The sequence below is a fragment of the Streptomyces sp. NPDC051133 genome, assembly GCF_040682635.1.
In the GTDB taxonomy this organism is placed as follows: domain Bacteria; phylum Actinomycetota; class Actinomycetes; order Streptomycetales; family Streptomycetaceae; genus Streptomyces.
Genome location: NZ_JBFBBK010000023.1, coordinates 53,373 through 73,677 on the forward strand (window position 1 = coordinate 53,373; position 20,305 = coordinate 73,677).

Consider the following 20,305-nt stretch of genomic DNA (forward strand, 5'->3'; position numbering starts at 1 on the left):
CCGTCCGGGATGAGTACGCGGACCGGTGTGCCCGCCCCCCGCACGCCGCTTCACTGCTCGTATGACCACACAGCACATCGCGACGCTCCCCGGACCGGCCGACCGGGACGAGCGGGATCCCCGGGCCTGGGTGGCGCCGGCGGTCGCGACGGCCCTGATGCTCGTGTGCGGGCCGGCCGCCGCCCTGTTCGGCGGGCTGTCCGCGATGGCGACGGACAGCTGCGGCCCCGACGACTGTTCGGACGCGCTGAACACCGCGCTGACCTGGATCTACGGCCTGCTCTCCTACGGCGGCCCGCTCGCCCTCGCGGCCCTGCTCACGGCATGGCTGCTGCCCTGGAAGCGCCGCTGGTCGGGCTTGCGCGGCTGGACGGCGGCGCTCGCCCTGCTGCCGCCCCTGAGCGTGCTGTTCCTGGTGTTCACGCTGCCCGCGCCGTAGCGGGCCGCGGCGGCGCCGGGCGCTTTCCGGACGGTGCCGGGCGTTTCCGGACGGTGCCGGTCAAGGTCACCCGAGTGGGCCGGAACGGCCGCCCCGCCGTCGTACTCTCCCCCCATGCCTCTCACGATCACCGTCCTCGGCACCGCCTCCCCGCACCCCGGTCCCGACCGGCCCTGCTCGGGGTATCTGCTCTGCGGCGGGGGAGCCGAGGTGTGGGTGGACGCGGGGCCCGGCACGTTCGCCGCGTTGCAGCGGCACACGGATCCGGCGCGGCTCACCGCGATCTGGATCTCGCACCTGCACGCCGACCACAGCGCCGATCTGCTGGCCGCCGCCTACGCGTTCGCCTTCGGCGGGATGACCCCGCCCGCGCCGGTCCCGGTGTACGCCCCGCGGGACTGCGCCCGCCGGCTGGCCGGCTTCTTCGGGCGCCCCGACGTCGGCTTCCTCAAGGGCGTCCTCGACTTCCGTGACCTGTACGACGGGCACGACGTCCGGCACTGGAACCTCCGCCTGACCGCCCGTGCCGTCGCCCACGACACCGAGGCCTACGGTCTGCGCGCAGAGTGCCAGGGAAGCGTGCTCGCGTACTCGGGGGACAGCGGGCCCTGCCCCGCCCTCGGCGAACTCGCCACCCGCGCGGACCTGTTCCTGTGCGAGGCCGGCATCGACGTCCCTCACGACGGCGAACAGGTCCATCTGACACCGGAGGACGCCGGCCGCGTCGCCCGTGCCGCCCATGTGCGGGAGCTGCTCGTCACCCACGCCGGCCCCACGCTCAGCCGTGAGACGGCCACCGCGCGGGCGGCCGGGGTCGCGGGCCGGCCCACGTACGCCGCCGTGGAGGGGCACATCCACACCGTCTGAGCACGCCGCCCGCCTTCTTCGCCGGAGCCATCCGGCTTCTTCTGCCATCCGGCTTCTTCTGCCATCCGGCTTCTTCTGCCATCCGGCTTCTTCAGCCATCCGCCTTCTTTGTCAAAGGCATTGACGAAACCCGGGGCCCCTCCTACCTTCGACGCGTCGTACTTCGTACGTCATATATGAGACGCGATACGTGAGATCCGAGAGGGCCGCATGACCTCTGTGCCCACCCCGATCCCGTCCCGCACGCACGTCGTGCTGGACGCGATCAGACACCGCATCCTGACGGGGCAGCTGACGCCCGGCCAGGCCCTGGTCGAGACGGAGCTGGCCGCGCAGTTCGGGGTGTCCAAGACTCCGGTGCGCGAGGCGCTGAAGACCCTCGCCGGGACCGGGCTGGTCGTGCTGAACCAGTACAAGGGCGTCACGGTGCGCATGGTGGACGCGGACATGGCGCGCGAGGTCTACGACGTGCGCCTGCTGCTGGAGCCGGAGGCCCTGCGCCGGACGGTGCGCTCAGGTGCCTCCCTGGAGGCCGCCCGCTCCGCGCTGGCCCGCGCCGACGACGCCACCGACACCGCCGAACGCTCCCTCGCCAACCGGGAGTTCCACCGCGCCCTCTATCTGCCCTGCGGCAATCCGCTGCTCGGCCGGATGCTCGACGAGGTCCGTGACCAGGCCGCCCTGGTCTCCGCCGTCGCGTGGGCCGCGTCCGCGTCCTGGGAGCGTGAGGCCGGCGAACACCGCGAGATCCTCCGGCTCGCCCTGGAGGGCGACGCCGACGGTGCCGCCCGTGCCCTGCACGCCCACATCGCGTCCTTCGTCGAGCGCGCGTACCCCGAAGCCCGGGCAGAGGAAGGCCAGGAGTGAGCAGCCCGACGTTCGAGACCCAACGGGCGGCCCTGGCCGACGTGGTGGCCATCACGGTGACCCCCTTCGCCCAGGACGGCTCCGTCGCGCAGGACACCCACCGGGCCCTGCTGCGCCGCCTGCTCGACGGCGGGATCCGCACCCTCACACCCAACGGCAACACCGGCGAGTTCTACGCCCTCACCCCCGAGGAGCGCCGCCTCGTCACCGAGCTGACGGTCGACGAGGCCGGCGACCGCGCCGTGATCCTGGTGGGCGTCGGCCACGACCTGCCCACCGCCGTCGCCTCCGCGCGGCACGCCCGCGAACTCGGCGCCCGGATGGTCATGGTCCACCAGCCCGTGCACCCGTACGTCTCGGCGGCCGGCTGGGTCGACTACCACCGCGCCATCGCCGAGGCCGTACCCGAGCTGGGCGTGGTGCCGTACCTCCGCGACGACCGCTTGCCCGGCGCGCGCCTCGCCGAACTCGCCGGCCACTGCCCGAACGTCATCGGCGTCAAGTACGCCGTACCCGACGCGGCCCGCTTCGCCGCCTTCGCCCGTGACGCCGGCCTGGACCGTTTCGTCTGGGTCGCCGGTCTCGCCGAGCCGTACGCGCCCTCCTACTTCTCCGCGGGCGCCACCGGGTTCACCTCGGGACTCGTGAACGTCGCCCCGGCCGTCTCCCTGAGCATGATCGAAGCCCTTCGATCCGGTGACCACCCGGCCGCCATGAAGGTCTGGGAACGGATCCGCCGCTTCGAGGAGCTGCGCGCCGCGCACGGCTCCGCCAACAACGTCACCGTCGTCAAGGAGGCCCTCGCCGCGCTCGGCCTGTGCCGCAGGGACGTCCGCCCGCCCAGCAGGCCCCTGCCCGAGGACGAGCGGGCCGAGGTCGCCGCCATCGCCGCCGGGTGGTCCGTGTGAGGAAACTGAGAAGCGATCAGTGGTACCGGACCGACGGCCTGCGGTCGTTCAGCCACCGGGCCCGGACCCGGCAGCTCGGGTACCTGCCCGAGGAGCATCTCGGCAAGCCGGTCATCGCGATCCTCAACACCTGGTCGGACATCAACCCCTGCCATGTGCACCTGCGGGAGCGCGCACAGGCCGTGAAGCGGGGGGTGTGGCAGTCCGGCGGGTTTCCGCTCGAGTTCCCGGTCTCGACACTGAGCGAGACCTTCCAGAAGCCGACGCCGATGCTCTACCGCAATCTGCTGGCGATGGAGACCGAGGAGCTGCTGCGCTCCTATCCGGTCGACGGGGCCGTGCTGATGGGCGGCTGTGACAAGTCGACGCCCGCGCTGCTGATGGGCGCGGCCAGCGTCGACCTGCCCGCGGTCTTCGTGCCGGCCGGGCCCATGCTGCCCGGACACTGGCGAGGCGAGGTGCTGGGATCCGGTACGGACATGTGGAAGTACTGGGACGACCGGCGCGCGGGTCTGATCGGCGACTGTGAGATGGGCGAGCTGGAGAGCGGGCTCGCGCGCTCCCCGGGGCACTGCATGACCATGGGCACGGCGTCCACACTGACCGCCGCCGCCGAGGCCCTCGGGGTGACCGTGCCGGGCGCGTCGAGCATCCCGGCCGTCGACTCCGGGCACGACCGGATGGCCGCCAGGGCCGGGATGACGGCCGTGGAGCTGGTGCGCGAGGACCGGAGGCTGTCGCACATCCTCACCCGGGACGCCTTCGAGGACGCCGTCACCACCGTCCTCGGGCTCGGCGGCTCCACCAACGCCGTGATCCATCTGATCGCCATGGCGGGCCGCGCCGGGGTGCGGCTCACCCTGGACGACTTCGACCGCATCGCCCGCACCGTGCCCGTCCTCGCCGACGTGCGCCCCGGCGGACAGCGGTACCTGATGGAGGACTTCCACTTCGCGGGCGGCCTGCCCGGCTTCCTCTCCCGCATCCCGGACCTGCTCCACCTGGACCGGCCGACGGTGTCGCACGACACCCTGCGCGAGCAGATCGACGGCGCCCGGGTGCACGACGACGACGTCATCCGGCCCCGCGGCAACCCGGTCGCGCGCGAGGGCGGGGTCGCCGTCCTGCGCGGCAACCTGTGTCCCGACGGCGCCGTCATCAAGCACATCGCCGCCGAACCCCGGCTGCTCCGGCACACCGGGCCCGCGGTCGTCTTCGACGACTACCGGACCATGCAGCGCACCATCGACGACCCGTCGCTCGGCATCACCGCGGACAGCGTGCTGGTGCTGCGCAACACCGGGCCCAAGGGCGGCCCCGGCATGCCCGAGTACGGCATGCTGCCCCTCCCGAGCCACCTGCTCAAGCAGGGCGTGCGGGACATGGTCCGGATCTCCGACGCCCGGATGAGCGGCACCAGTTACGGCGCCTGCGTGCTGCACGTGGCACCCGAGTCGTACGTCGGCGGCCCGCTGGCCCTGGTCCGCGGCGGGGACCTCATCACCCTGGACGTCGAGGCCCGCACCCTGCGTCTCCACGTGGACGACGCCGAGCTGGAGCGCCGCAGGGCCGCGTGGACCCCGCCGCCCGCCCGGTACGAGCGCGGCTACGGCGCCCTCTACAACGAGCAGATCACGCAGGCCGACACCGGCTGCGACTTCGAGTTCCTGGCCCGGCCGGGCACGGTGCCGGACCCGTACGCCGGCTGACCCGCGCATCGAGAGAGGGGGAGCGCTTCCGGGAGTGCTACGTCGCGGGGGACGTCGACTTCGTCATCGGCCGGGCCACGGCGGACCCGGCCTCGCCGGGGTCCGTCCATTCCACCCACTCCGCCCGTAGATCCTGGCAGCGGACGGTGATCGAGGCGTCGGTGAGCGCGATCTCGTGCACGCACCCGGCACCCTCGCTGCCGCCCTCGTCCGGGAGGATCTCGTCGAGCAGCACGGTGTCGACGCGCAGCCAGTCGAGCGCGTGGTGATGGTCGATGGAGAAGTGCCGCACCCCCGAGTAGCTGATGCGCAGCCCCTCGTCGTGCTTGAACCGGTTCGGCGCGAACTCCAGGACCAGCCGCCCGCTCTTGTCGGCCGCCGGACGGATCCCGGCCAGCTCCAGGTCCTTCACGCACCGGACGGCACCGGGGATGTCGTAGTGCCCCGGCTCGGAGACGAAGGCCCAGGCACCCGGCGGAAGAAGACCACGCAGGCGGGGAAGCTCGGCCAGATAGCCGCGTGGGTCGAGGAAGAATCCGTGCTCCTGCCAGTGGACGTCGACGAACCTCACGCCCCTGCTCCTCCCCGCTCGACGGTCACCGTGACGAGCCCCGGATCCGGCAGCTCGACCAAGAAGATCCGAGGATGCCATCCTCCTCAACGGACTGTCACAAAGCTGACGACCGGCCCGTCCTCCGTCCTGCTCGCGGCCACTTCGAACGAGCGGTCCGGGAAAGCGTCGTGCAGGCACCTGCGCCAGGACAGTGCGATCTCCTCGGCCAGGGCATGGGCGGCGGCCTCGGAGTCAGGGTCCTCGGGGATGTCGATGTGGAGCGCCAGACGGAACTGGTTCAGCGTGGCCTCGATCGAGGTGGCGTCGCCCTGCAACCGATCGTGCCACGTCCGGAAGTTGCCGGGTTCGTAGACGCGGTCCCACAGGACGCAGTCCTCCACCTCCACGAAGCGAGGCAGGAAAACGCGTGCGAAGGCGGCCCATTCACCCAGCCCCACCTGTTGCGACAGAAAGTCTAGGTAATCAGCGTCGTCGCCGACCTCCTGCGTCACATCTCTCACGTTCCAGACTCTGTGATGGAAAGTTTTCACTGTGTGAGCCGTACCAAAGCGTCGTCATATCCCGCAGCGTTCTCTGGGAGGAGGTTCTTCATTGTGGTGAAGAAGTCCGTACCGGAGGGCCGCCACGAGTTCTTGCTCGTCGACGGAGACCGTGCGCTGGGGAGAGATCCGGGATGGAACTGGCCGATATGGCCGTTCTTGATGCCGAGAACGTAAACCACGCCGCCGCTCGTCGTGACCCCAGGGCTCACCCAGGCCATACAGGGGCTCGATGAGGGTGGTCAGCGTCTTGGCTCAGATCCATGGCGCCCTGATGGAACCCGGCGCGATTCGTGCGTATCGATCGGGTAACAGCCCTCGCAGAGTGGGGTGTTATGCGCGTAGACAGGGCGTGACCTGGTACATCACACTCAATCACCAGATCCGGAGAACCCATGCGGAAGTCCCTCAGAGCGGCCGCCGCCGGCGCCGCCTGTGTCGTCGCCGGTGCCGCGCTGTACGGCGCGGGCGCGGCCACCGCCGGTCAGTCGACGGCGAACTCCACCCACGAGCCCTACAACATCGGGCAGTTGGTGAAGGACATCGACACCTACTACGGCACCGCCGCCGACGGCAACGGCGTCTACCAGGCGTCCCCGGACAGCCCGTACGCCGAGGACCTGGCGGGCATCGACGCCGACGCCAAGCGTTACATCGACAAGGCGGCCCGCAAGGCGCACCGTCACGGCGAGAAGCCGGCCGTCGTCTTCGACATCGACGACACGCTGCTGCTCAGCCTCGACTACGAGAAGCGCTACAACTACACGTACAACTCCACCACGTGGAACGACTACGTGAACCGCGCCGACCGCCCGGCCGTCTTCGGCAGCCCCGAGCTGGTCCGGTACGCCGAGTCCCGCGGCGTCGAGGTCTTCTACAACTCCGGCCTGACCGAGGCGCAGCGCGCCGCCGCCGTCGCCAACCTGAAGAAGGTCGGCGCCGACGTGAACCTCGACGCCGGCCACATGTTCCTCAAGGACAAGGCCAACCCGCCGGCCTACCTGGGCGACTGCGCCACGCCGGGCACCTGGAACTGCACGACCGTGCAGTACAAGGCCGGAACGCGGCAGCACATCGAGGACGACCTCGGTTACGAGATCATCGCCAACTTCGGCGACCAGTACTCGGACCTCGACGGCGGTCACGCCGACCGCACGTACAAGCTGCCGAACCCGACCTACTTCGTCTCCTGACGTCTCCGACGTCTCCGACGTCCCCGACGTTCGGCCGTAGGTCCTGAGCAGCCGCTCGTGCCCGGCCCCCGTCACCGGCGGCACCGCGCCGTGACGGGGGCCCGCAGCGGGGCACCTGGAGCGGATGGGTGTTGTCCTCGCGTTGGCCTCCGCCGCCTGCTACGGCCTCGTCGACTTCGCCGGCGGGCTGCTCTCCCGCCGGGTGCACTTCGCCGTGGTCACCCTTCTCGGGCAGCTGGGCGGGCTGTTCTGCGCGGTGGCGGTCGCGCTGCTGGTGCCCGCGCAGTCGGTGCGGGCCGCCGACCTGCTGTGGGGCGCGCTCTCCGGTGCCGGCAGCGCCGTCGCGATGCACTTCCTCAACCGCGGTCTGAGCCGTGGCGCGATGAGCGTCGTCGTGCCGGTGAGTGCCGTCACCGGAGTGGCGCTGTCCGTGGTGTGCGGGGTGCTGTTCCTGGGCGACCGGCCCACCCTCCTGGCCTGGTTCGGCATCTGCGTCACCGTGCCCGCGCTGTGGATGGTCGCCGGGGGTGGTGGCACGGCTCCCACGGGGCGGCTGCCGGCCGACGGGCTGACGGCCAGCGTCGGAGTGGCCGTGCAGTACCTCGGACTCGCCCAGGCCGGACCGGCGAGCGGGCTGTGGCCCGTGGTGGCGGGGCGCGTCGCCGCCGTCCTCCTGCTGCTGCCGAGCGCCCGGCGGTACCGGGCCGACCTGCGGCAGCCCGCCGGGCGGCTCGCTCTGGCGGCCCTGACCGGGGCGGGCGCGGCGCTCGGTCTCATCCTCTATCTGTGGGCCACCCGGCGGCAGCTCCTGGCCGTCGCCGTCGTCCTGGCCTCCCTGTACCCGGCCGTCCCCACCGTCCTCGGGCTCGTCGCCCTGCGGGAGAAGGTGACCCGGACCCAGGCGGCCGGGCTCGCGGGTGCGGCCGTCGCGGTCGTGCTGCTCAGCCTGGGGTGAGCCGGTTGTGCGGGGGCCGGACGCTGTATGTCCCGCCGAACTCGGATCCGTAACACGGTGAAAACCTGAAGTCGGGTTTAACAGAGCAGCATTCCGGCCAACATCCGCACACCCCCGACAGGCTCTGAGGAGTTGGACCATGCCCGAGACGCAGACGGTGGACGAGCGGCCGTACGCCGCGCCACCTGCCCGCAACCGCCTCGACCGGTACTTCAGGATCTCCGAACGCGGATCGACGTTCGGCCGGGAGATACGCGGCGGCTTCGCCACGTTCTTCACCATGGCCTACATCCTTGTCCTGAATCCGATCATCCTGGGCAGCGCCAAGGACAAGTTCGGCCACTCCCTCGACACCGGCCAACTCGTCACCGCCACCGCGCTGGTGGCCTGCGTGATGACCGTCGTCATGGGCGTCGGCGGCAACCTCCCGCTCGCGATCGCCGCCGGCCTCGGCCTCAACGCCGTCGTCGCCTTCCAGCTCGCCCCGCTGATGAGCTGGTCCGACGCGATGGGCCTGGTCGTCCTCGAAGGCCTCGTGATCTGCCTCCTGGTGCTCACCGGACTCCGTCAGGCGATCATGAACGCGATCCCGCACCAGCTGAAGCAGGCCATCGGCGTCGGCATCGGCCTGTTCATCGCCTTCATCGGGTTCGTGGACGCCGGGTTCGTCAGCCGGATCCCGGACGCCGCCGGCACCACCGTGCCGGTCCAGCTCGGCGCCGTCGGCCGGCTCACCGGCTGGCCCGTGCTCGTCTTCTGTCTCGGTGTGCTGCTCACCGTCGCGCTGCTGGCCCGGAAGGTGAAGGGCGCGATCCTCCTCAGCATCGTGACGATGACCCTCGTCGCGATCGTCATCGACTCCGTCGCCGACATCAAGAGCTGGGGCCTGACCACGCCCAAGGTCCCCGACACGATCGTCGCCACCCCGGACTTCGGGCTGATCGGTCACTTCAGCCTGTTCGGCGGCTTCGCCAAGGCCGGTGCCGTCACCGCCGTCCTGCTGGTCTTCACCCTCATCCTGTCGGACTTCTTCGACGCCATGGGCACGATCGTCGGCATCAGCGCCGAGGCCGGGCTGCTGGACGAACAGGGGCGGGTGCCGGGCATCGGCCGCGTCCTGTTCATCGACGGAGCCGCCGCCGTCGCGGGCGGTATCGGCTCCGCCTCGTCCAACACCGCCTACATCGAGTCGGCGGCCGGGGTGGGCGAGGGCGCCCGCACCGGCTTCGCCAACCTGATCACCGGCGGCCTGTTCGGCCTCGCCCTCTTCCTGACCCCGCTGCTCACCATCGTCCCGCTGCAGGCGGCGGCACCGGCGCTGATCGCGGTGGGCTTCCTGATGATGACCCAGGTCAAGCACATCGAGTGGGACCGCTACGACATCGCCGTACCGGCGTTCCTCACCATCGCCGCGATGCCGTTCACCTACTCCATCACCGACGGGATCGGCGCCGGGTTCCTGTCCTACGTCGTCATCAAGACGGTGCTGGGCAAGGCGAAGGAGGTCAACTGGCTGCTGTGGGGGGTGTCGGCGCTGTTCCTGGTGTACTTCGCGATCGACCCGGTGGAGCAGATCCTCGGGGCCAAGTGAGGGACGCCTGAGGCGGGCCGCGTCACTTCAGCGCCGCCTTCATCATCGCCTTGGCCACCGGTGCCGCCAGCCCGTTGCCGCTGACCTCGGAGCGCGCCGCGTCCGACTGCTCCACCATCACGGCGACCGCGACCTCCTTGCCGCTGCTGTCGGACTTCCCGTACGACGTGAACCAGGCGTACGGCGTCTTGCTGTTGTTCTCGCCGTGCTGGGCGGTACCGGTCTTGCCGCCGACGGTCACGCCGTCGATCAGCGCGTTGGTGCCCGTACCCTGCTTCACCACCGTCTCCATCGCCGACCGGAGCTGCCCGGCGGTGGCGGAGCTGATGATCTCCTTGGTCCCGGCGTCGGAGTCGTAGTCCCGCAACGTGTCACCGCCACTGTCGGTGATCTGCGACACCATGTGCGGCGAGACCAGCTTGCCGCCGTTGGCGATGGTCGCCGACACCATGGCCATCTGCAGCGGGGTCGCGGTGACGTCGAACTGGCCGATGCCGGACAGCGCGGTCTGCGCCTCGTCCATGTGGGAGGGGTACACGCTGGCGTAGGACCGGACGGGCACGTCCTGCTCGTCGTCGTCGAACCCGAACTTCTCGGCCATGGCCCGCACCTTGTCCTGGCCGAGCTGGACGGCCATGTGGCCGAAGACGTTGTTGCAGGAGTACTGCAGGGCGACCCGGATCGAGGCGTTCCTGCACGGCGCGGACTTGTTCTCGTTCTCCAGCACGTGCGACGTGCCCGGCGGGGTGTAGGGGTCCGGGCTGTCGGTGTGCTCGTCCACGTCCTTGTACAGCCCGTCCTCCAGCGCGGCCGCCGCCACGACCAGCTTGAACGTCGAGCCCGGCGGCAGCGGCTGGCGCAGCGCGCGGTTGGTGAGCGGCTTGTCCTTGTCCGCGTTGAGCTGCTTCCAGGCGCCGCCGGCCGTGTTCGCGTCGGTGAGCGAGGCGGGGTCGTACGAGGGCGTCGACACCACCGCGAGGATCCTGCCGGTCTTCGGGTCGATCGCGACGGCCGCGCCCTTGTTGCCACCGAGCGCGTCGTACGCCGCCTTCTGCACGTCCGGGTCGATGGTGGTGAGCACGTTCCCCGGTTCGGCACGCTCGCCGGTGACGGTGTCCATCACCGTCTTCAGGCGGTTGTCCGTGCCGTTCAGCAGGTCCTGGTAGATGCCCTCCAGCTGGGTCGGGGCGTAGGCCTGCGAGGCGTAGCCCGTCACCGCCGCGTACAGCTTGCCGTTCTTGTACGTGCGCTTGTAGGCGAGATCGCTGCCTTTCGTCCGGGCGGAGCCGGTGATCGCGTTCCCGGCCACGATGATGTTCCCGAGCGGGCGTGAGTACGTCTCGATCACGTTCCGCCGGTTGTCGTTGTCGTCCGCGAGGGCCTTGCCGTCGTAGTACTGCACCCAGGTCGCCCTGACCAGCAGAGCGAGCACGAGCAGCAGCGCGAAGACGGACGCCCGCCTGATCGTCTTGTTCATCCCGCTCGGAAGACGAGCGAACGGGGGAGGATCGTTCCCGTACGCCCTGATTTCTCATCGGGCGTTCATCCCGCGCTCAGGAACCCGGCCTCGTACGCGGCGATCACCGCCTGGGTGCGGTCCCGCGCGCCGGTCTTGGCGAGGACGGCCGCGACGTGCGACTTCACGGTGGCGGGGCCCACGTCCAGGCGCCGGGCGATCTCCGCGTTGGTCAGTCCGGCGGCCATGTGCCGCAGCACGTCGCGTTCGCGCCCCGTGAGCCTGCTCACCCAGGGCGCGGACGGTGCGGCGCGGGCGTGCCGGGCCGCGAGGGCCCGTACGGCCGACGGGAACAGCAGGCTGTCGGTGCGCGCGACCAGCCGCACCGCCTGTACGAGGGTGTCCGCGTCGGACCGCTTGAGCAGGAAGCCGGCGGCCCCGGCGCGCAGGGCGTCGTACACGTAGGAGTCGTTCTCGAAGGTGGTCACGACGACCACCCGTGGCGGCCGCTGCGCGTGGGCGAGGATCTGCTCGGTGGCCCGGATGCCGTCGACCTCGGGCATGCGGACGTCCATGAGGACGACGTCGGGTCGCAGTTCACGGACCACGGACACCGCCTCGGCGCCGGTCGCCGCCTCGCCGACCACCTCCAGCCCGGGCTCGGCGGAGAGGATGGCGCGCAGGGCGGTGCGGACCATACGCTCGTCGTCGGCGAGGACGATCCGGATCGGTGCGGGGTGGGACATGCGGGTTCCTCGGCTCTGCGGGCGGTGGGCGGCAGTGGCTCAGCGGGCGGTCAACGGCAGTCGTACGTGCAGCCGCCAGGTCGCCCCGGTGGCCCCGGCCTGTGCGCAGCCGCCCAGCAGCCGCACCCGGTCGGCGATGCCCCGCAGGCCGTGGCCGCCGCCGGGGCGGGTCGCCGGGGCGGTGCCCAGGGGGTTCTCGACGGTGATCTCCAGGTGGCCGCAGGCGGCGGCGATACGGACGCTGACCGGTTCGCCGGCGTGCTTGAGGGCGTTGCTGAGCCCCTCCTGCACGATCCGGTACGCCTCCCGGGAGAGCAGCGGGGGCAGCGCGTCCGGGTCGGCGTCGACCGTGGCCGTCACCGGCTGTCCGGCGGCCCGGGTACGGCGCAGCAGCCCCTCCAGGTCGGCCGCGAGGGTCGGCGCGGGCGCGGTGCCGGGGGCGTCGCCGTCCCGCAACACCCCGAGGACGGCGTCGAGTTCGCCGACCGTGCGCCGGGTGGTGTCCTCGATGGCGGCCAGCGCCTCGCGGACGAACTCCGGGTCGGTGTCGAACAGCCGGCGGGCGGCGCCCGCCTGCAGGGTGACCGCGCTGAGGGCGTGGCCGACGGAGTCGTGCAGTTCGCGGGCGAGCCGGTTGCGGACCGCGAGGTCGGCGGCGCGGGACTCGGCGGCGGCCAGCCGGTCCTGCGGGGTGGGCCCGAGCAGGGCGGGCGCCCAGTGGGCCAGCAGCGCCCCGCAGCCCGCGGCGCACGCGGCGAGCGCGAGCAGCATCGCCAGTCCGGCCACGGGAGTCAGGGCCAACGCCCAGCCGTGGTCGAGCACCTGGGGCAGATGGAGCGAGGTGTGACGCAGCCCGGCGAACACGGGCAGCACCACCAGCACCGTCGCGAACGGCGGCACGGCCAGCGACATCCCCGAGACGATCCCGCCGAGCCCCAGGTGGAGCGTGAACCAGGCGGCCGTACGGGCGCGTTCGGCACCGGTGCGGGCCGGGCGGTGGGACAGGGCGTCCCCGTCCACCCCGCACAGGGCGCGCACGGCGGCGGACTCCAGCGGCCGGGTCAGCGGGAACACCGAGGTGACGGCGGCGATCGGCAGTCCCACGGCGAACGAGCCCAGTTGCAGGGGGAACGAGGTGAAGACGTCGTCCACCCCGGTCAACGGACCGACGACCACCGAGCCGACCAGCACGTACGGCATGGCGAGCGCGCCGCCGAGGACGAGGTGGACCCAGCGGCGCCGCGCCCGCCCGCCGATCAGCGGGCTCAACGCCCGTCTCACCGCGGTGCCTTGGCGGACCGCTCCGCGAGGAAGTGGGCCGTGAGACTCGCCACCAGGAAGCCGACGATCATCTGCACAGCGTAGGTGAGACTCAGCAGCGGTGTCGGCCGGTCGGCGGGGGTGTGGGCCGTCACCAGCGTGGCCAGCGCCGTCCAGCCGCCCCAGCAGGCCGCGGCGCCGGAGCCGACCCAGGCCAGCGCGAGCGGCACGGCGACCGGCAGGGAGCGGCCCCGGTGGAAGGCGAGCTGCCCGGCGCCGGTGACGGCGGCGGCGAGGAAGAGGACGTACACGGCCTCCATCAGCCGGTCTCCGCCCCCGCTCCGGCCGGCCGAGACCCCGCAGGCCCACAGCAGCCGCACCGCGCCCGCGACCAGCCCGAGGCACAGCACCGTCACGGCCGTCAGGCGCTGCGCGGACGCCCCGTCCCGCGCGGGCAGTTCCCGCACCCGCCCCCGCCACAGCCGCCCCCAGCGCGTGCGGGCGTACCCGGCGAACAGCGTGCCCAGCGCCAGCCCCTGCACGATGAATCCGCCGTACACCACCGCGAACACCCAGCCGTCCAGGAAGGGCTTGTCGCCCCCGCCGCCTCCGCCCCGGTGAAGGAGCAGCTGCAGCGGGAACCCGGCCATGATCGGCGCGAGCAGCCCGGTGGCGATCCACATCGGCACCGCGAGCAGCCAGGCGGGCACGCGCAGCCCCCACGGGCGGGTCAGCAGCAGGGCCAGCACCACGACGGCCGCGTCCATCAGCACGGTGAGCCCGTTGGCGAGGGCCATGGTCAGCCGGTGCTCCAACAGCGGACTGCCGTCCGGGATGCCGAGGTGGCTCCCGGCGATCCAGGCGGCCTTCAGGCAGAGGTACGGCAGACAGGCGGCGATCGCGACGAGCCGCAGCGTCCGGCGGGCCGAGGAGACGGCAACGGCCGTCGGGGGAAGGGCGGTAGAGGAGGTCATGCCCCGAGGCTCCCGCGTCACAGGGGCTCCGCGCCTCCTGCGCCCCGGCGAACCCGCTCCGCCGCCCGGGGGAGGGACGCCCGGCTCACTCCTCCAGGATGAGGACCACCTCGGCGATCTCCTCGCCCCGCCCGCCGGCGTACCCCCGCGCCCGCGCGCTCTCCCGGAAGCCGCACTTCTCCAGCACCCGCAGCGAGCCGGCGTTGTCGGCGGCGGCCCGGGCGTACAGCGGACGTTCGGGCACCTCGGTGAGCAGGGCCCGCAGCGCGGCCGTCGCCACGCCCCGGCCCCAGTACGCACGGTCGATCCAGTACGTCACCTCGCGCTCGCCGGCCGTTCCGTACACGGCCGCGCTGCCGGCCACGGCGCCGTCGGCCACGACCGTGCGCAGCACCTCGGAGCAGTCCTCGAGCCGCCGCCAGTGGACCGCGAAGGAGTCCCGGTCGTACGGGTTCTCCGGGCCGAACGCGGCCATCCGGACGGCCTCCGGGTCGGTCATCTGCCGGAAGAACGCCGGCAGGTCACTGTCCTGTACGGCACGCAGCGCGATCTTCATGGCAACCGAGCCTACGGCCCGGGGGCTCAGAGCCTGCGGGTGGCGAGCGTCAGCCGGTCCCGCGCGTCGAACAGCGCGTCCTTGATCATCTGCTCGTGGGCGGGGGTGAGCCGGGCCACCGGCACCGAGCAGCTGATGGCGTCACGCGCGGGCGTGCGGTACGGGATCGCCACGCCGAAGCAGCGCAGGCCCAGCGTGTTCTCCTCGCGGTCCACTGCGAAGCCCTGCTCCCGGACCTGGTGCAGCTCCTCGATGAGCTTCTCCCGGTCGGTGAGGGTGTTCTCGGTGAGCGCGGGCAGGGTCTCCGGCAGCAGCTTGCGCACCTGTTCGTCGGTGTACGTGGCGAGGATCGCCTTGCCGAGCGAGGTGGAGTGGGCCGGCAGCCGGCGCCCGACCCGGGTGAAGGGGCGCAGGTAGTGCTGGGACTGGCGGGTCGCCAGATAGACCACGTTGGTGCCGTCGAGCCGGGCCAGGTGGATGGTCTCCGTGGTGTCGTCCGAGAGCCGGTCCAGGGTCGGCCGGGCCGCCGCCACCACCTCGTCGCCGTCGATGTACGAGGTGCCCACCAGCAGCGCCCGCACCCCGATGCCGTAGCGCGTGCCCGTCGCGTCCGTCTCCACCCAGCCCAGCTCCACGAGTGTGCGCAGCAGCATGTACAGGCTGGACTTCGGGTACCCCACCGCCTCCTGCACGGCCGCGAGGGAGTGCATACCGGGCCGGCCGGCGAAGTACTCCAGCAGCTCAACGGTCCGTACCGCGGACTTGACCTGCGCCCCGCCCCCTGCGTCGCCTGCCGTCATCGCCCTTGACCCCTTCGTTCGACGCGGACCGAGATATATAGTCTCCGAACAGCGAATTCATCATCAGAGACGGTGTTCAGTATATCGAACGCGGCTGATGGTGACCTAGGTAGTGCGGCCTTTTACTGGGAGGGATCCGCGGTGGCAGCAGCACCAGTCTGGAGTGTCGACCCGCGCACCGGGAAGCAGCGTGAACGGGTTGCGGTGGAAGCCACAGCCCAGGAGGTGGACGCGGCCGTCCGGGCCGCCCGCGCCGCGCGCGGCGCTCTCGCCGGCCGGTCGGTCCGTTCCGCCTTCCTGCGCACCGCGGCGGCGGGCCTGGAGGCGGCCCGGGACGGCCTGGTCGGGACCGCCGACGCCGAGACCGCGCTCGGCCCGGTCCGGCTGACCGGCGAACTCGCCCGCACCGCCTACCAGCTGCGGGCCTTCGCGGACATCGTCGACGAGGGCGCCTTCCTCGACGTCGTGATCGACCACCCCGACGACACCGCGACCCCGCCCGTCCCGGACCTGCGCCGCTACAAGGTCCCCCTCGGCGTCGTCGCCGTCTACTCCGCCTCCAACTTCCCCTTCGCCTTCTCCGTCGCCGGCGGTGACACCGCGAGCGCGCTCGCCGCGGGCTGTCCGGTCGTCGTCAAGGCACACCCCGACCACCCGGCCCTGTCCGAGCTGGTCGCGAAGGTGCTGCGCCGGGCCGCCGCCGAGCACGGCATCCCGGAGGGCGTGGTCGGCCTGGTGCACGGCTTCGAGGCGGGCGTCGGGCTGATCGGGCACCCGCTGGTCGCCGCCGCCGGGTTCACCGGCTCGGTGCGGGGCGGGCGGGCCCTGTTCGACGCCGCCGCCGCGCGCCCGGTGCCGATCCCGTTCCACGGCGAGCTGGGCTCGCTGAACCCGGTCCTCGTCACGGAGGCCGCGGCGGCCGAGCGGGCCGAGGAGATCGGCGGCGGCCTCGCCGGGTCGATGACCCTCGGCGTCGGGCAGTTCTGCGTCAAGCCGGGTCTGGTGCTGGTGCCGTCCGGCGCGGCGGGCGACCGGCTGGTGAAGGCCCTGACCGACGCGGTCGGCGACACCGCGGCCGGGGTCCTGCTCGACCACCGCATGCGGGACGCCTTCATCGCCGGGGTCGAGGAGCGGGCCCGGCTGGCGGAGGTCGAGTCCCCGGTGACCCCGGGCGCGGGCGGCGCGCACACCGTCAGCGCGGGGTTCCTCACGGTGCCGGCGAGCAGGCTGGTGGCGCAGGGGGCGTACGACGTGCTGCTGGAGGAGTGCTTCGGGCCGGTCACCGTCGTGGCCCGCTACGAGGAGGAGGGCGAGGCCGCGGCGGTCCTGTCCCGGCTTCCGGGCAACCTGACGGCCACCGTGCAGCTGTCCGCGGAGGAGGCGGCCGGCGAGGGGCGGGGCGCGGAACTCCTCGCCGAGGTCACCCCGTTGGCCGGGCGCGTGGTGGTGAACGCGTGGCCCACCGGTGTCGCCGTGGCCCCGGCCCAGCACCACGGCGGGCCGTACCCCGCGACGACCTCCACGTCCACGTCCGTGGGCGGCACGGCCATCGAGCGGTGGCTGCGGCCGGTCGTCTACCAGAACGCGCCGTCGGCCCTGCTGCCGCAGGAGTTGCGCGACGACAATCCCCTCGGGCTTCCCCGGCGGTTCGACGGGGTTCTGGAGCGGTAGCACCGCGGGCGCACCCGGACTCTTGCGAGAATCGGCCCATGGACGTGGAACTTCCCGAACTGCCTTTCCCGCTTCGCACCTACGGCCCCGACGGCAACTGGTCCTACGAGGACGGCGTACTCACCGGATGGGCCGGGCCCCGGCAGGACCGGTTCGTCACGCCCACCGGGGAGGCGCTGGATCCCGCGACCGACGCGCCCCGGCTGCTCGGGGCGCCCGTCGGGGACTTCCAGCTGATAGCCCGGGTCACCGTGGGGTTCAACGCGTCCTTCGACGCCGGCGTGCTGTACGTCCACGTCGGCGAGCGGGCCTGGGCCAAGCTCTGCCTGGAGTACTCCCCGGACGTGCCCACCGTCTGCACGGTGGTCACCCGGGGACACTCCGACGACGCCAACTCCTTCACCGTGCACGGGAGTTCGGTGTGGCTCCGGATCAGCCGGACCGGGCGGGCGTTCGCCTTCCACGCCTCCCGGGACGGGGAGCGCTGGACCTTCGTGCGGCTGTTCACCCTGGGCGACGAGAAGGAGACGGACGCCGCGCTGGTGGGGTTCATGACCCAGTCGCCGCTGGGGGAGGGCTGCGTGGTCACCTACGACCACGTCGAGTTCCGGGACGCCTGGCCGGCCGACCTGCGGGACGGCAGCTGAGCGGGACGGCAGCTGAGCGGAACGGCGGCCGAGCGGGACGGCGGCCGGGCCGGCCACCGCGGAACCGGCGCCGGCGCCGGCACGTCCTCCGTTGCATGATCCGAGCACGTGTCAACAGCGCCCTGGTGATCCGCACCGCCCTGCCCGCCGAGGCCGAGGTCATCGCCGAACTGCACCTCCGGGCCCGCTCGACGTACTACCCGGACGGCGTCCCGCAGGGCGACGTCGACTGGGACGAGGCCTGGCGCGGCTCCATCGAGCGGCCCGACGGCCATGTGCTGTGCGCCGTCGAACAGGGCCGGATCGTCGGGATCGCCTCCTTCCGCACCCCGGACGGCGCGGCCGCCGACACGGTCAAGCTGTTCCAGTTCCACGTCGACCCCGGCCACTGGCGCTCCGGCATCGGTACGGCCCTGCACGCGGACTGCCTGGAGCAGTGGCGGGCCGACGGCAGGCGGACCGCCGTCCTCGACGTCCACGCGGACAACCGGCGCGCCCAGGCCTTCTACGCCCGCCAGGGCTGGGTCCCGGACCCGGAGAACCCGCCCGCCGAGGGGGACCACCACCTGTTCCTGCGGTACGCCGTGCCGCCCCGGGAATGAAACGCGCTGCTTGAACGTTCATGTACCGGCTGCGGGGAGATCCTCCGTGCCCGTACGACCTGGAGAAGAGCCGAGAGCATGCGCGTCGAGATCTGGACCGATATCGCCTGTCCCTGGTGCTACGTCGGCAAGGCCCGTTTCGACAAGGCGCTGGCCGACTTCCCGCACCGTGACGAGGTCGAGGTGGTGCACCGCTCCTTCGAGCTGGATCCGGACCGTGCCAAGGGCGACGTCCAGCCCGTGCTCACCATGCTGACCAGGAAGTACGGCATGAGCGCGGCGCAGGCCCAGGCCGGCGAGGACCACCTGGGCGCCCAGGCCGCCGCCGAGGGCCTGGACTACCGCACCCGGGACCGCGACCACGGCAACACCTTCGACATGCACCGCCTGCTGCACTTCGCCAAGGAGCAGGGCCGGCAGGACGAGCTGATCCAGGCCCTGTACCGGGCGAACTTCGCCGAGGAGCGGTCCGTCTTCACCGAGGGCGACGAGCGGCTGGTGGAGCTGGCCGCCGCGGCGGGTCTGGACGCCGGGGCGGCCCGCGCGGTGCTCGCCGACCCGGACGCCTACGCCGACGACGTCCGCGCCGACGAGCGCGAGGCCGCCCGGCTCGGCGCGACCGGCGTGCCGTTCTTCGTGCTGGACCGGACCTACGGCGTCTCCGGCGCCCAGCCGGCCGAGGTCTTCACCCAGGCGCTGACGCAGGCCTGGGGCGAGCGCTCCCCGCTGAAGCCGGTCGGCCGCGGGGACCACGACCAGCGGGACCAGGAGGACGGGGCGGCCTGCGGCCCGGACGGCTGCGCGGTGCCGCAGCAGGGCTGAACCGCAGGTCGGGGCGTATGTATAAGGACTCCTAAGCGGATCCACGCGAAAAATCGCAATGGACGGCGACTTCCCGTGGCCGCAGAGTGGTCCCATGGAGACCACGGAGACGTTCGAGAGCCTCGTCCGCGCCGAGTTCACCCCGAAGCGCATCTACCTCAACACCGCGAGCAACGGTCTGCTGCCGGCCCGCACCGTCGCCGCCCTGCACGAAGCGGCGCTGCTGCGGGCCGAGGGCCGGCCGCTGACGCCGCTGTACGAGGACGTCGAGGCCTGCCGGGCCGCGTTCGCCCGGCTCGCCGGGGTCCCGGCCGGCCGGGTCGCGGCGGGCGCCGAAGTCCTCACCGCCGAGGACGACTTCACCTCCGTGCTCAACCCGTTCCACGTCCGCGGCGACCTCAAGGTCCGCACGGTCCCGCTGGAGCGGATCGCCGAGTCCGTCCGTCCCGGCACCGCGCTCGTCGCGGTCAGCGCCGCCCAGTCCGCCGACGGACGCGTCGCCGACCTGCCCGCCCTGCGCGAGGCCGCCCGCGAGCACGGCGCGCGCACCTACGTCGACTTCTCCCAGGCCGCCGGCTGGCTCCCCATGGACGCGGACGCCTACGACTTCACCGCCTCCGTCACCTTCAAGTGGCTGCTGGGCCCGCACGGGGCGGCCTTCCTCACCGTCCCCGAGGACCTCGGCGGGCTGACGCCGCTGCTCGCGGGCTGGGCGGCGGCCGAGAAGCCGTGGGACAGCTGCTACGGCCCGATCGCGGAACTCGCGCACTCCGCACGGCGGTTCGACCTCAGCCACGCCCTGTTCACCTTCGCCGGCCTGCGCCGGTCCCTGGACCTCGTCGGGGAACTCGGCGTGGCGGCGATCCACGCCCACGACACGGCGCTCGCCGACCGGTTCCGGGCCGGCCTCGCCGACCTGGGGCACGAGCCCGTGGCCGCGCCCGGCTCGGCGATCGTCTCGGTGCCCGGACTCGGCGCCCGGCAGCCCGAGTTGAGCGAGGCGGGCATCGAGGTCTCCGACCGCGCGGGCAACCTGCGCGCGGCCTTCCACCTGTACAACACCGCCACGGACGTGGACCGCCTGCTGGACGCCCTGTCCGGCTGAGACACGACCGGGCCGGGGCCTCCC

Annotated in this window: 21 protein-coding genes; 13 read left to right on the forward strand and 8 right to left on the reverse strand. The window is 72.3% G+C overall.

The features are described from left to right. Positions 1-61: 61 nt before the first annotated feature. From AB0N17_RS23690 to araD, 5 genes are all read left to right on the forward strand, one after another. The gene (locus AB0N17_RS23690; protein WP_366013431.1) at positions 62-439 is read left to right on the forward strand and encodes a hypothetical protein; all 378 of its coding nucleotides are present in this window, start codon (positions 62-64) and stop codon (positions 437-439) included. Between the two features lie 114 nt (positions 440-553). Next, entirely contained in the window at positions 554-1,306 is a 753-nt protein-coding gene (locus tag AB0N17_RS23695; protein ID WP_366013432.1) for an MBL fold metallo-hydrolase, read from the forward strand. 210 nt (positions 1,307-1,516) lie between these two features. Continuing rightward, a complete protein-coding gene (locus AB0N17_RS23700; RefSeq protein ID WP_366013433.1) occupies positions 1,517-2,173 on the forward strand; it encodes a GntR family transcriptional regulator in 657 nt (218 codons plus the stop codon). Next, positions 2,170-3,081, forward strand: a complete 912-nt coding sequence (locus AB0N17_RS23705) for a dihydrodipicolinate synthase family protein (protein WP_366013434.1) — start codon at positions 2,170-2,172, stop codon at positions 3,079-3,081. The genes AB0N17_RS23700 and AB0N17_RS23705 overlap by 4 nt, the downstream gene beginning before the upstream one ends. Next, complete coding sequence (araD, locus tag AB0N17_RS23710) at positions 3,069-4,790, forward strand: L-arabinonate dehydratase (RefSeq protein ID WP_366013435.1); 1,722 nt, start codon at positions 3,069-3,071, stop codon at positions 4,788-4,790. The genes AB0N17_RS23705 and araD overlap by 13 nt, the downstream gene beginning before the upstream one ends. A gap of 37 nt (positions 4,791-4,827) precedes the next feature. Here the strand turns inward: araD and AB0N17_RS23715 are convergent, their stop codons facing one another. Next, positions 4,828-5,361 (reverse strand): hypothetical protein, encoded by a 534-nt coding sequence (locus AB0N17_RS23715; RefSeq protein ID WP_366013436.1) that lies wholly within the window; start codon positions 5,359-5,361, stop codon positions 4,828-4,830. An 86-nt stretch (positions 5,362-5,447) separates the two neighbouring features. After that, positions 5,448-5,855 (reverse strand): hypothetical protein, encoded by a 408-nt coding sequence (locus AB0N17_RS23720; RefSeq protein ID WP_366013437.1) that lies wholly within the window; start codon positions 5,853-5,855, stop codon positions 5,448-5,450. Between the two features lie 443 nt (positions 5,856-6,298). Between AB0N17_RS23720 and AB0N17_RS23725 the strand changes: the two genes are divergently transcribed. The 3 genes from AB0N17_RS23725 to AB0N17_RS23735 all read left to right on the forward strand — a co-directional run bounded on the left by AB0N17_RS23725 (position 6,299) and on the right by AB0N17_RS23735 (position 9,642). Further along, the gene (locus tag AB0N17_RS23725; RefSeq protein WP_366013438.1) at positions 6,299-7,096 is read left to right on the forward strand and encodes an HAD family acid phosphatase; all 798 of its coding nucleotides are present in this window, start codon (positions 6,299-6,301) and stop codon (positions 7,094-7,096) included. 124 nt (positions 7,097-7,220) lie between these two features. Next, positions 7,221-8,051, forward strand: a complete 831-nt coding sequence (locus tag AB0N17_RS23730) for a DMT family transporter (protein ID WP_366013439.1) — start codon at positions 7,221-7,223, stop codon at positions 8,049-8,051. 139 nt (positions 8,052-8,190) lie between these two features. After that, positions 8,191-9,642 (forward strand): NCS2 family permease, encoded by a 1,452-nt coding sequence (locus tag AB0N17_RS23735; protein WP_366013440.1) that lies wholly within the window; start codon positions 8,191-8,193, stop codon positions 9,640-9,642. Between the two features lie 22 nt (positions 9,643-9,664). Here AB0N17_RS23735 and AB0N17_RS23740 read toward each other — a convergent pair whose 3' ends face one another. The 6 genes from AB0N17_RS23740 to AB0N17_RS23765 form a co-directional block, all read right to left on the reverse strand. Further along, complete coding sequence (locus tag AB0N17_RS23740; protein ID WP_366013441.1) at positions 9,665-11,119, reverse strand: penicillin-binding transpeptidase domain-containing protein; 1,455 nt, start codon at positions 11,117-11,119, stop codon at positions 9,665-9,667. Positions 11,120-11,184: 65 nt separating this feature from the next. Next, the gene (locus tag AB0N17_RS23745; RefSeq protein ID WP_366013442.1) at positions 11,185-11,844 is read right to left on the reverse strand and encodes a response regulator transcription factor; all 660 of its coding nucleotides are present in this window, start codon (positions 11,842-11,844) and stop codon (positions 11,185-11,187) included. Between the two features lie 39 nt (positions 11,845-11,883). Continuing rightward, a complete protein-coding gene (locus tag AB0N17_RS23750) occupies positions 11,884-13,113 on the reverse strand; it encodes a histidine kinase (protein WP_366013443.1) in 1,230 nt (409 codons plus the stop codon). A gap of 8 nt (positions 13,114-13,121) precedes the next feature. Next, the gene (locus AB0N17_RS23755; RefSeq protein ID WP_366013444.1) at positions 13,122-14,078 is read right to left on the reverse strand and encodes a hypothetical protein; all 957 of its coding nucleotides are present in this window, start codon (positions 14,076-14,078) and stop codon (positions 13,122-13,124) included. A gap of 85 nt (positions 14,079-14,163) precedes the next feature. After that, positions 14,164-14,634, reverse strand: coding sequence for a GNAT family N-acetyltransferase (locus tag AB0N17_RS23760; RefSeq protein ID WP_366013445.1), 471 nt, complete (start codon positions 14,632-14,634; stop codon positions 14,164-14,166). A gap of 26 nt (positions 14,635-14,660) precedes the next feature. Then, positions 14,661-15,434 (reverse strand): IclR family transcriptional regulator, encoded by a 774-nt coding sequence (locus AB0N17_RS23765; RefSeq protein WP_366013446.1) that lies wholly within the window; start codon positions 15,432-15,434, stop codon positions 14,661-14,663. 141 nt (positions 15,435-15,575) lie between these two features. Between AB0N17_RS23765 and AB0N17_RS23770 the strand changes: the two genes are divergently transcribed. The 5 genes from AB0N17_RS23770 (at position 15,576) to AB0N17_RS23790 (ending at position 20,281) form a co-directional block, all read left to right on the forward strand. Beyond that, a complete protein-coding gene (locus tag AB0N17_RS23770) occupies positions 15,576-17,105 on the forward strand; it encodes an aldehyde dehydrogenase (NADP(+)) (protein ID WP_366013447.1) in 1,530 nt (509 codons plus the stop codon). A gap of 38 nt (positions 17,106-17,143) precedes the next feature. Next, complete coding sequence (locus AB0N17_RS23775; protein ID WP_366013449.1) at positions 17,144-17,752, forward strand: DUF1349 domain-containing protein; 609 nt, start codon at positions 17,144-17,146, stop codon at positions 17,750-17,752. A gap of 95 nt (positions 17,753-17,847) precedes the next feature. Next, positions 17,848-18,354 carry a GNAT family N-acetyltransferase gene (locus tag AB0N17_RS23780; RefSeq protein ID WP_366013450.1) on the forward strand — a complete coding sequence of 169 codons (507 nt, stop codon included), beginning with the start codon at positions 17,848-17,850 and terminating at the stop codon, positions 18,352-18,354. A gap of 78 nt (positions 18,355-18,432) precedes the next feature. Continuing rightward, on the forward strand, positions 18,433-19,176 hold the full coding sequence (locus tag AB0N17_RS23785) for a DsbA family oxidoreductase (RefSeq protein WP_366013451.1): 744 nt from the start codon (positions 18,433-18,435) through the stop codon (positions 19,174-19,176). A gap of 94 nt (positions 19,177-19,270) precedes the next feature. Next, positions 19,271-20,281, forward strand: a complete 1,011-nt coding sequence (locus AB0N17_RS23790; RefSeq protein ID WP_366013452.1) for an aminotransferase class V-fold PLP-dependent enzyme — start codon at positions 19,271-19,273, stop codon at positions 20,279-20,281. Positions 20,282-20,305: the final 24 nt, after the last annotated feature.

What these genes read in the sequence shown, in the direction of transcription:
- AB0N17_RS23735 (WP_366013440.1), top strand. Translation starts at nt 8,191, where the DNA reads ATGCCCGAGACGCAGACGGTGGACGAGCGGCCGTACGCCGCGCCACCT.
- AB0N17_RS23700 (WP_366013433.1), top strand. Translation starts at nt 1,517, where the DNA reads ATGACCTCTGTGCCCACCCCGATCCCGTCCCGCACGCACGTCGTGCTG.
- AB0N17_RS23775 (WP_366013449.1), top strand. Translation starts at nt 17,144, where the DNA reads ATGGACGTGGAACTTCCCGAACTGCCTTTCCCGCTTCGCACCTACGGC.
- AB0N17_RS23790 (WP_366013452.1), top strand. Translation starts at nt 19,271, where the DNA reads ATGGAGACCACGGAGACGTTCGAGAGCCTCGTCCGCGCCGAGTTCACC.
- AB0N17_RS23765 (WP_366013446.1), bottom strand. Translation starts at nt 15,434, where the DNA reads ATGACGGCAGGCGACGCAGGGGGCGGGGCGCAGGTCAAGTCCGCGGTA.
- AB0N17_RS23725 (WP_366013438.1), top strand. Translation starts at nt 6,299, where the DNA reads ATGCGGAAGTCCCTCAGAGCGGCCGCCGCCGGCGCCGCCTGTGTCGTC.
- AB0N17_RS23740 (WP_366013441.1), bottom strand. Translation starts at nt 11,119, where the DNA reads ATGAACAAGACGATCAGGCGGGCGTCCGTCTTCGCGCTGCTGCTCGTG.
- AB0N17_RS23755 (WP_366013444.1), bottom strand. Translation starts at nt 14,078, where the DNA reads ATGACCTCCTCTACCGCCCTTCCCCCGACGGCCGTTGCCGTCTCCTCG.
- AB0N17_RS23745 (WP_366013442.1), bottom strand. Translation starts at nt 11,844, where the DNA reads ATGTCCCACCCCGCACCGATCCGGATCGTCCTCGCCGACGACGAGCGT.
- AB0N17_RS23785 (WP_366013451.1), top strand. Translation starts at nt 18,433, where the DNA reads ATGCGCGTCGAGATCTGGACCGATATCGCCTGTCCCTGGTGCTACGTC.
- AB0N17_RS23780 (WP_366013450.1), top strand. Translation starts at nt 17,848, where the DNA reads ATGATCCGAGCACGTGTCAACAGCGCCCTGGTGATCCGCACCGCCCTG.
- AB0N17_RS23690 (WP_366013431.1), top strand. Translation starts at nt 62, where the DNA reads ATGACCACACAGCACATCGCGACGCTCCCCGGACCGGCCGACCGGGAC.
- AB0N17_RS23760 (WP_366013445.1), bottom strand. Translation starts at nt 14,634, where the DNA reads ATGAAGATCGCGCTGCGTGCCGTACAGGACAGTGACCTGCCGGCGTTC.
- AB0N17_RS23730 (WP_366013439.1), top strand. Translation starts at nt 7,221, where the DNA reads ATGGGTGTTGTCCTCGCGTTGGCCTCCGCCGCCTGCTACGGCCTCGTC.
- AB0N17_RS23695 (WP_366013432.1), top strand. Translation starts at nt 554, where the DNA reads ATGCCTCTCACGATCACCGTCCTCGGCACCGCCTCCCCGCACCCCGGT.